Source organism: Streptomyces sp. (assembly GCF_050698815.1).
Lineage (GTDB): Bacteria > Actinomycetota > Actinomycetes > Streptomycetales > Streptomycetaceae > Streptomyces.
This window is the reverse complement of the sequence record NZ_JBOHCV010000236.1, coordinates 1-8,958: the sequence shown is the minus strand read 5'-3', so window position 1 is coordinate 8,958 and position 8,958 is coordinate 1. Positions and strand designations below refer to the sequence as shown.

At 70.4% G+C, this 8,958-nt stretch carries 9 protein-coding genes; 8 read left to right on the top strand and 1 reads right to left on the bottom strand.

Features of this window, described 5'->3' with window-relative positions; translation table 11 throughout:
* The 7 genes from ACRDP3_RS08730 to ACRDP3_RS08700 all read left to right on the top strand — a co-directional run.
* Positions 1-138: hypothetical protein (locus ACRDP3_RS08730; RefSeq protein ID WP_431516283.1), on the top strand; the 138-nt coding region annotated here is incomplete at its 5' end.
* A gap of 175 nt (positions 139-313) precedes the next feature.
* Positions 314-487, top strand: a complete 174-nt coding sequence (locus tag ACRDP3_RS08725; protein WP_431516282.1) for a Trm112 family protein — start codon at positions 314-316, stop codon at positions 485-487.
* Positions 488-569: 82 nt separating this feature from the next.
* On the top strand, positions 570-1,730 hold the full coding sequence (locus tag ACRDP3_RS08720; protein ID WP_431516281.1) for an SIS domain-containing protein: 1,161 nt from the start codon (positions 570-572) through the stop codon (positions 1,728-1,730).
* Positions 1,731-1,768: 38 nt separating this feature from the next.
* Complete coding sequence (manA, locus tag ACRDP3_RS08715) at positions 1,769-2,986, top strand: mannose-6-phosphate isomerase, class I (RefSeq protein ID WP_431516280.1); 1,218 nt, start codon at positions 1,769-1,771, stop codon at positions 2,984-2,986.
* Between the two features lie 88 nt (positions 2,987-3,074).
* Positions 3,075-4,007 (top strand): cation diffusion facilitator family transporter, encoded by a 933-nt coding sequence (locus tag ACRDP3_RS08710; protein WP_431516279.1) that lies wholly within the window; start codon positions 3,075-3,077, stop codon positions 4,005-4,007.
* A gap of 331 nt (positions 4,008-4,338) precedes the next feature.
* A complete protein-coding gene (ahcY, locus tag ACRDP3_RS08705) occupies positions 4,339-5,796 on the top strand; it encodes an adenosylhomocysteinase (RefSeq protein WP_431516278.1) in 1,458 nt (485 codons plus the stop codon).
* Between the two features lie 150 nt (positions 5,797-5,946).
* Entirely contained in the window at positions 5,947-6,561 is a 615-nt protein-coding gene (locus ACRDP3_RS08700) for a hypothetical protein (RefSeq protein ID WP_431516277.1), read from the top strand.
* Between the two features lie 53 nt (positions 6,562-6,614).
* Here ACRDP3_RS08700 and ACRDP3_RS08695 read toward each other — a convergent pair whose 3' ends face one another.
* Entirely contained in the window at positions 6,615-7,517 is a 903-nt protein-coding gene (locus ACRDP3_RS08695; RefSeq protein WP_431516276.1) for an RDD family protein, read from the bottom strand.
* 90 nt (positions 7,518-7,607) lie between these two features.
* Between ACRDP3_RS08695 and ACRDP3_RS08690 the strand changes: the two genes are divergently transcribed.
* Positions 7,608-8,615, top strand: a complete 1,008-nt coding sequence (locus ACRDP3_RS08690) for a stage II sporulation protein M (RefSeq protein ID WP_431516275.1) — start codon at positions 7,608-7,610, stop codon at positions 8,613-8,615.
* Positions 8,616-8,958 lie beyond the last annotated feature (343 nt).

The window sequence follows — 8,958 nt, the reverse complement described above, 5'->3', positions numbered from 1 at the left end:
ACGGTCACGGCCGCCGACTGGTGGTTCAACCTGCGGGCCTCCAACACGGAGCCGCTGCTCCGGCTGAACGTCGAGGCGCGTGACTCCGGCACGGTCGAGGCGGTGCGGGACGAAGTCCTCGCCATCGTGCGCGCCTAACCCCTGCCGGAGCGCCCGCCTTGGGCCGGCCGAGCCTGCCGGGGCCCTGTCCGCGTGCCGTCGCCGGCAGCCGCGCGAGCACTTCGAGCTCATGCGGCCGGCCGACCGCGCGACAGTCGCCCCGGCACCGGCGGTACCCTGGCCAGCAGCCGCGCCTGCCTCGAAAGGGTTGCCCATGTCGCTCGAAGCCGGTCTCCTGGAGATCCTGGCCTGTCCCGCGTGTCACTCGCCGCTTCGCGAGGAGGCCGACGAGTTGATCTGCACGGGCGGCGCGGAGTGCGGCCTCGCCTATCCCGTCCGCGACGGCATCCCGGTCCTGCTCGTGGACGAGGCGCGGCGCCCGGCCTGACAGCCGCCCGGCCCGGCACACCACCACTCACACACCGGCGCGGGCAGGGTCCCCTCCCGCAGCCGATCGGAGGCTCCGGACGATGCTCGACGAGTCCCTCCTCGATTCTCCCGAAGCTCTCGGCCGGGCCGACGCGCACGGGCTGTTGCGTGGCGCCGCGGAAGCCGGTGCCCACGTACGTACGGCCCTCCGCCAGGCCACCGAGAGCGGGCTGGCCGAGCTGCGTCCGGACGGCCGCCCGCGTGCCGTGCTCGTAGCCGGCCCCGGACCGGCCACCGCCTGTGCCGCCGACCTGCTCGGTGCGTTCACCCATGACGCGATGACCGTCACGCTGCTCCGCCCCACGGGGTCCCTCGCCGCTCCCGACGCCCTGCGCTGGACGCTGCCGGGCTGGGCCGGCCCGGTCGACCTGCTGTTCGTCACGACGCTGGACGGGACCGAACCGGGACTGACCGTACTGATCGAGCAGGCGTACCGGCGCGGTTGCTCTGTCGTGACCGTCTCCCCGCCGGCGGCGCCGGTGACCGCGCTGACCGAGGAGACCCACGGACTGGCGTTGCCGGTGGGCACGGGACCGGTCGTGAGCTCGACGCGGGACGCGTCCGCGGCACAGCAGCGGGCCGCGGCAGCCGCTCCTGGGACCCTGTGGGCGCTGCTCACTCCGCTCCTCGTGCTGTCCGACCGGCTCGGCCTGTTCCCGGCCGGGCAGCCTGCCCTGCAGGCGTTCGCGGACCGACTCGACCACGTCGCCGAACGCTGCGGCCCGGCGATCGCCACCTACAGCAATCCGGGCAAGACGCTCGCGACCGAACTGTCCGGCACCCTCCCGCTGTTGTGGAGCGAGGGCGCCGTCGCGGGCGCCGCGGCCCGGCACTGCGCGACCACCTTCGCCGCCCTCCCCGGCATCCCCGCCCTGACAGCGGAACTCCCGGAGGCGATGACGGCGCATGGCACGCTGCTGGCGGGGGCGTTCGCGGCGGGCGCCGACCCGGACGACTTCTTCCGCGACCGGGTGGAGGACCCCGAGGCGCTGCACGCCCGGGTCGTCATGCTGCGTGAGCCGGCGGTGGCAGCGGACTCGGCCGTCGTCGCCGTACGGGATCTGGCGTACGGGCAGGACGCCCCGCTCAGCGAACTCGTGCCGGCCGAGGGCAGCAGCCCACTGGAAACCGCCGCAGAACTGATCGCCACCGTCGATTTCGCCGCCGTTTACCTCGCGCTCGCCGGCGGCGGCGCATCATAGGCCCGCCCGACCGCCGGCAGGAAGCGAAGCACCAGCGCATGGACCGCCTCACCAACACCGTCAGGCCCTACGCCTGGGGCTCCACGACGACCCTCCCCGACTTCCTCGGCACCCCGCCCACCGGTGAGCCGCAGGCCGAGTTGTGGATGGGCGCCCACCCGGGAGCGCCGTCCCGGCTCGACCGGGGACACGGTGCACAGGCCCTGTCCGACGTCATCGCGGCGGACCCCGAAGGGGAACTGGGCCCGGCGGCCGTACACGCCTTCGGACCGCGGCTGCCGTTCCTGCTGAAGCTGCTCGCCGCGGCCGCACCGCTCTCGCTCCAGGTGCACCCGGACCTCGCACAGGCGCGACAGGGCTTCGCGGAGGAGGAAGCGCGCGGCGTTCCCCTCGACGCGGCGGACCGCAACTACAAGGACGCCAACCACAAACCCGAACTCATCTGCGCACTCACGCCGTTCGACGGTCTGTGCGGGTTCCGGCGCGCCGCGGAGGCCGCGGACCTGCTGTCCATGCTGGACGTGGACGGACTGAAGCCCTACGTGGACGTCCTGCGGGCCACCCCCGAGAGCGCCGCGCTGCGCGAGGTACTGACCGCGCTGCTCACCGCGGACCGGGACGAGATCGCCGGCACGGTCGCCGAGGCCGCCGAAGCGGCACGGAGGCTCGCCGACGGGGCGGGCAACGCCGGTCCGTACGCCCGCTCGTACGCCGTGTACGCCTCCCTCGCCCCGCACTATCCGGGCGACCCCGGTGTCATCGCCGCGATGCTGCTCAACTACGTGCGCCTGCGGCCCGGTGAGGCGCTCTATCTGGGCGCCGGCGTGCCGCACGCGTACCTGGACGGCCTCGGTGTCGAGATCATGGCCAACTCCGACAACGTGCTGCGCTGTGGGCTCACCCCCAAGCACGTGGACGTATCCGAGCTGCTGCGCGTCGTGAAGTTCGAACCCAGCGACCCGGGTGTCCTGCGGCCGGAGGCCGGGCCCGGCGGCGAGGAGCGGTACGAGGTGCCGATCGACGAGTTCCGGCTCTCCCGCCATGTGCTCGCCCCGGGGGCCGCCACCCGTCCGCTGGACGCCCGTACACCGCAGGTCCTGCTGTGCACCGACGGACACGTCGTTCTGCGCGGCCTGGACCCGGGCGGACCTGGTGAACTCACTCTGGAGCGCGGCCAGTCCGCCTTCGTACGGGCGGGGGAGCAGGTCGGCGCGAGTGGTGACGGTACGATCTTCCGGGCCACAGTGGCTGTCTGACGGGACGGCTCCCCCTCCGGTCCGGGACCACGCGGATCCCGGAACCCGGAATCAGGGGAGACCACGGAGAAAGGGACGACGGACTCGTATGAGTGCATCAGGCGGATCGAAGGCGATCATCGCCGCGCTGGTCGCGAACCTGGCCATCGCCGGGGCCAAGTTCGTGGCATTCGTGGTGAGCGGCTCGTCCTCGATGCTCGCGGAGAGCGTGCACTCGCTCGCCGACTCGAGCAACCAGGGACTGCTGCTCCTCGGCGGGAAGAAGGCGAAGAAGCAGGCCAGCGAGGAGCACCCCTTCGGCTACGGCCGGGAGCGCTATATCTACGGCTTCCTGGTCTCGATCGTGCTCTTCACCATCGGTGGCGCCTTCGCGCTCTACGAGGGCTACGAGAAGATCAAGCATCCGCACGAGATCGAGCACTGGTACTGGCCGGTCGGCGTGCTGGTTTTCGCCATCATCGCGGAGACCTTCTCCTTCCGCATGGCCATCAAGGAGTCCAACGAGGTCCGCGGCTCGCTGAGTTGGAGCCAGTTCGTACGCCGGGCCAAGGCACCCGAACTGCCCATCGTCCTGCTGGAGGACCTCGGTGCTCTGGTCGGCCTCATCCTCGCGCTCTTCGGCGTCTCGGCGGCCCTCGTCACAGGCGACGGCGTCTGGGACGGCGTGGGCACGCTGTGCATCGGCGCGCTGCTGGTGGTGATCGCCATCGTGCTGGCCGCGGAGACGAAGTCCCTGCTGCTGGGCGAGTCCGCGGACCCGGGTGAGCGGGAGAAGATCCGCGCCGCGGTCGTGGACGGCGAGACGGTCACCGGCATCATCCACATGCGCACCCTGCACCTGGGCCCCGAGGAACTGCTGGTCGCAGCCAAGGTGTCGGTGCGGCACGACGACACGGCCGCCGACGTGGCCCGGGCGATCGACGCGGCGGAGGACCGCATCCGGGCGTCGGTGCCGATCGCCCGGGCGATCTACCTGGAGCCGGACATCTACCGGCCGGCCAAGCCCGCCGACGAGAGCTAGATCACCCGGTTCGGAGCCCCGCGGCCGGTTTGGAGGGCTGCGGCCGAAAATCGACCTGCCCTCGACTTGCACCCGCCATCAGCGATCCGTTCGACTGGACGGGCGGTGTAGATTCGTAGAGCACAGACGTCGCTGCTGATGGCGGTCGGCCGGCCCACCGAACGGGCCACCGAGGGAGAGAGGGCCTCCGACGGACTGGGCTGCGAGCAGGGGACGAGTGTGTGCCCATGCGCGGTGATACGTACGCCGCGCACGCACCGCACACGGACGCCCCATGCACCGCAGCACAGACCAGTCAGCCATGACCTCGACATCGAGGAGAGCAGCTCGCATGACGACGACCTCCAACGGCCAGGACTTCAAGGTCGCGGATCTTTCGCTTGCGGTTTTCGGCCGCAAGGAGATCCGCCTGGCCGAGCACGAGATGCCCGGCCTGATGGCGATCCGCAGGGAGTACGCCGCTGACAAGCCCTTGACGGGCGCCCGCATCATGGGCTCGCTGCACATGACCGTGCAGACGGCCGTCCTGATCGAGACCTTGGCCGCCCTTGGCGCCGAGGTCCGCTGGGCGTCCTGCAACATCTTCTCCACCCAGGACCACGCGGCCGCGGCCATCGCCGTCGGCCCGGACGGCACTCCGGAGAACCCGCAGGGCATTCCGGTCTTCGCCTGGAAGGGCGAGACGCTGGAGGAGTACTGGTGGTGCACGGAGCAGGCCCTGACCTGGCCGGGCGCCGCCACTGGCGGGCCCAACATGATTCTCGACGACGGCGGCGACGCCACCCTCCTCGTGCACAAGGGAGTTGAGTACGAGAAGGCCGGTGCCGCCCCCTCTCCCGACACCGCTGAGAGCGACGAGCACCGGGTGATCCTCCAGCTGCTGAACCGCACGCTCGGCGAGAGCCCGCAGAAGTGGACGCAGCTGGCGTCGGAGATCCGCGGCGTGACGGAGGAGACCACCACCGGCGTGCACCGCCTGTACGAGATGCAGAAGGAAGGTTCCCTGCTCTTCCCGGCGATCAACGTCAACGACTCCGTCACCAAGTCGAAGTTCGACAACAAGTACGGCTGCCGGCACTCGCTGATCGACGGGATCAACCGGGCGACGGATGTCCTGATCGGCGGCAAGGCCGCGGTGGTGTTCGGCTACGGCGACGTCGGCAAGGGCTGCGCGGACTCGCTGCGCGGTCAGGGCGCACGCGTCATGATCACCGAGATCGACCCGATCTGTGCCCTGCAGGCCGCGATGGACGGCTATCAGGTGGTGACCCTCGAAGACGTCGTGGAGAGCGCTGACATCTTCATCACCACCACGGGCAACAAGGACATCATCATGGCCGCGGACATGGCCCGGATGAAGCACCAGGCCATCGTCGGGAACATCGGCCACTTCGACAACGAGATCGACATGGCGGGTCTCGCCGCCATCGAGGGCGTCGTCAGGGACGAGGTCAAGCCCCAGGTGCACACCTGGACCTTCGCGGACGGCAAGGTGCTCATCGTGCTGTCCGAGGGACGCCTGCTGAACCTGGGCAATGCCACCGGGCACCCGTCGTTCGTGATGTCCAACAGCTTCGCGAACCAGACGATCGCGCAGATCGAGATCTTCACCAAGCCCGAGTCGTACCCGACCGACGTCTACGTGCTGCCCAAGCACCTGGACGAGAAGGTCGCCCGACTGCACCTGGACGCTCTCGGAGTGAGGCTCACCACGCTCCGCAAGGACCAGGCCGACTACATCGGTGTCCCCGTCGAGGGCCCGTACAAGCCGGAGCACTACCGCTACTGACCGCCGGACCGTCCGTCCGACGGCCGACCGCCGTGAGCCGGTCCAGCTGACGGCCACACGGTGAGCCGAACCGGCTCGCGCTCACGAGGCCCCCGCCCCCGCGGCGGGGGCCTTCGGCTTGCCGCGGTACCCCGGACGTAGAGTCGCCCCATGCCCCGCGGCCGGTACTCGCTCCACGATCCTTACGATCACACCCCCCTCGGCGACGAACACTTCCAGTGCGCCACCGGCCCCTCCGGCTGGCGCTACGTCTCACAGCTCACCACCCCCTCCGGCGACCGCGCGGGCTCCGTCGACCTGACTCTCGACGAACTCGGCCGCCCCGTCCGCCTGGAACTCCACGCCGCCGACTGGCAGGTACGCGGCGCCGCTCTGGACGGCGTCACCTGGGTCCGCACCGATCCGGCCGGCGAGCACGCACAACAGGGCAATGCCGCCGCTCACTCCTTCACCGGCGCGTCCCCCGCGTTCCTCATCGCGACCTCCCGGCTGCTGCGCCTCGCCCCCGGCACTCCAGGCACCCGCATCCGGCTCGTCGCCCTTACGTCCCCCGTCCTCGCACCGCGCACGCTCGACCAGTCGTGGACACTGACCGACACCACAGCACACGCCACTGACAACGAACCGCTGACCGTGGAGAATTACCAGGTCAGCGAGATCGATACGGGTGAACAGCACCCCGTTCACATCGCCGGCGACGTGGTGCTCGCCGCCCCCGGGATCGAACTGGAAGAGCTGGAATCCCCACCCTCCACCTTCAGTTGAGACGTACGGTCAGTTGCTTCGCGCCACGGCGCCGCCTGGCCACCCGGCGGACCTCACAACGGCGGTACGAACCCGGTGCTCCTGCTCTCGCTCCGCACCTGCTCCGGCTGTACGTCCTCGCGCTGCTGCTCGCCCGATGCGTCCCGCCTGCCTTCGGGGGCATCACCCGGGGCACCGCTGGGAGCAACGCCGGGAACAACGCCGGACCGGGCGCCGAAGGTCCGGTGGGCCTCGCGCTCCTGCCGCTCCGCAACCACCCCCGCCAGGTAGTCCGCCGCCGGCACCCCCACCGGCACCGGTACGCCGGTCCAAGCCGAGAGATCGCCCGCCAGCCGTTCCGCCATGGACGCGCTCACCGCTCCGTCGAGCTGCCCGGCCCGCATCAAGTACTGCCGCACGGCGAGCCACAGTCCGTCCGGCACCCGCGACAGATCCAGCTCCCCGAACCGTCCCGCCAGCCAAGCGGGGGCGGGCGGCACCGACCCTCCCCGCGTCACGGGCACCCGCTCCCGTACGACGAGAGTCCCCGCGAACACGTCCCCCACGCGCCGCCCGCGGGCCGAGATCAGCGACGCGGCGCAGGCGAGCACGCCGAAGAAGAGCTGAATCTCGACGACCCCGATCGCCCCGCGTACCAGCGCGTGCCGGAAACGGATCGCACCGCCGTCCTCCCGCACCACCCGCAGACCGCACGCCAGCTTCCCCACGGACCGTCCGCGGCTCAGCGTCTCCACCGCTATCGGCGCGCCCACCAGCACCAGCAGGAACAACGCCACCTGGACAGCGGCCAGCGCCGCGTCGTCCAGCGAAGCGGTGGCCGCCAGCAGTGCCAGGGACAGCAACAGATAGCCCGTCCAGGCCAGCAGCAGGTCGATGAAGACCGCCAGTGCCCGGCTCGGCAGACGTGCGGGACGGAGTCCGAGTACGACCGCGTCTCCCGTTACGAGCTCGTTCACCGGTGCCTCCTTGCCTCGTAGCTCGTCCCCTCCGTGGCCCAGTCTGCCGTCTGCCGGCCGCGATCTGCCGCGATCTGCCAAGCTCTGACCATGGACCTGGATGTCTTCGTCTCCGCGCACTGGGCGGAGTGGGAGCGACTGGACGAACTGCTGCACCGCCGGCGCCGCCTCACCGGAGCGGAGGCGGACGAACTCGTCACGCTCTACCAGCGCACTGCCACGCACCTCTCCAAGGTCCAGTCGAGCGCCCCCGACCCCGCGCTCGCGGGCCGTCTCACGTCCCTGGTGGCGCGCGCCCGCAGCGCGGTGACAGGGCCGCGGAAGGCTTCCTGGAGGGACGCCGCGCGCTTCTTCGCCGCCGGCTTCCCGGCGGCCGTCTACCGCAGTCGGCACTGGTGGGTGCCGACCGCGCTGCTGTCGGTCGTCGTGGCCGCTCTCATCGGCGGGTGGATCGGCAGCCACCCGGAGGTCCGTGCCGCGATCGCCGCCCCGGACGAACTGCGCGAACTGACCCGGCCAGGCGGTCAGTACGAGGCCTACTACTCCAGCCACCCGGCAGCCTCCTTCGCCGCTCAGGTCTGGACGAACAACGCACAAGCGGCCGCCGTCTGCCTAGTCTTCGGCGCACTGCTCGGTCTCCCGGTGCTGTGGGTGCTCTACCAGAACATGCTGAACCTCGGCATCGGCATCGGACTGATGGAGTCCGCCGGCCGCCTCGACACCTTCCTCGGGCTGCTGCTGCCGCACGGGCTGCTCGAGTTGACCGCTGTCTTCGTCGCCGCGGGTACGGGCCTGCGGCTGGGCTGGACCGTCATCGACCCCGGTCCGCGCAGCCGCCGCGTCGCGCTGGCCGAGGAGGGCCGGTCGGCGATCGGTATGGCCATCGGTCTGGCCGCGGTCCTGTTCGTGTCCGGCGTCATCGAAGCCTTCGTGACGCCGTCCGGACTGCCCACCTGGGCGCGTATCACGATCGGCGTCGCCGCTGAACTCCTGTTCCTGATGTACGTATATGTCCTGGGACGTCGTGCCGCACGAGCGGGGGAGACGGGCGATGTCGGTGCCGCCGACCGCCCGGACACGGTTCCCACGGCGGCGTGATGTGCGTGAGCGGCGGCTGACCTGCTACTGTTCGGGCCGTCCCGGAAAACCGTTGACTTCGGCAATCCGAGGCAGTAGATTCGAACGGTTGCCCCGAACTGGACGAGTTCGGCTGCGGCGGTTAGTATCTCCTTCGCTTCGAGTCGCGAAATCCGAATTGCGGATGTCGCCGGAGAAGCACCCCCGAACTTCTGTCGAATTTCGTTTGATAGAGTTTGGAAACACCGAGAGGGAAGCGCCCGGAGGGGCCCTGTGAGGGGTTGCGAAGGTAGCGTCCGTTCTTTGAGAACTCAACAGCGTGCTAAAAGTCAACGCCAGATATGTTGATACCCCGTCCCCTGTT

Bases quoted from the DNA above. Each gene is read 5' to 3' on its own strand.
- ACRDP3_RS08725 (WP_431516282.1), top strand. From the start codon at position 314: ATGTCGCTCGAAGCCGGTCTCCTGGAGATCCTGGCCTGTCCCGCGTGT.
- ACRDP3_RS08720 (WP_431516281.1), top strand. From the start codon at position 570: ATGCTCGACGAGTCCCTCCTCGATTCTCCCGAAGCTCTCGGCCGGGCC.
- manA (WP_431516280.1), top strand. From the start codon at position 1,769: ATGGACCGCCTCACCAACACCGTCAGGCCCTACGCCTGGGGCTCCACG.
- ACRDP3_RS08710 (WP_431516279.1), top strand. From the start codon at position 3,075: ATGAGTGCATCAGGCGGATCGAAGGCGATCATCGCCGCGCTGGTCGCG.
- ahcY (WP_431516278.1), top strand. From the start codon at position 4,339: ATGACGACGACCTCCAACGGCCAGGACTTCAAGGTCGCGGATCTTTCG.
- ACRDP3_RS08700 (WP_431516277.1), top strand. From the start codon at position 5,947: ATGCCCCGCGGCCGGTACTCGCTCCACGATCCTTACGATCACACCCCC.
- ACRDP3_RS08690 (WP_431516275.1), top strand. From the start codon at position 7,608: ATGGACCTGGATGTCTTCGTCTCCGCGCACTGGGCGGAGTGGGAGCGA.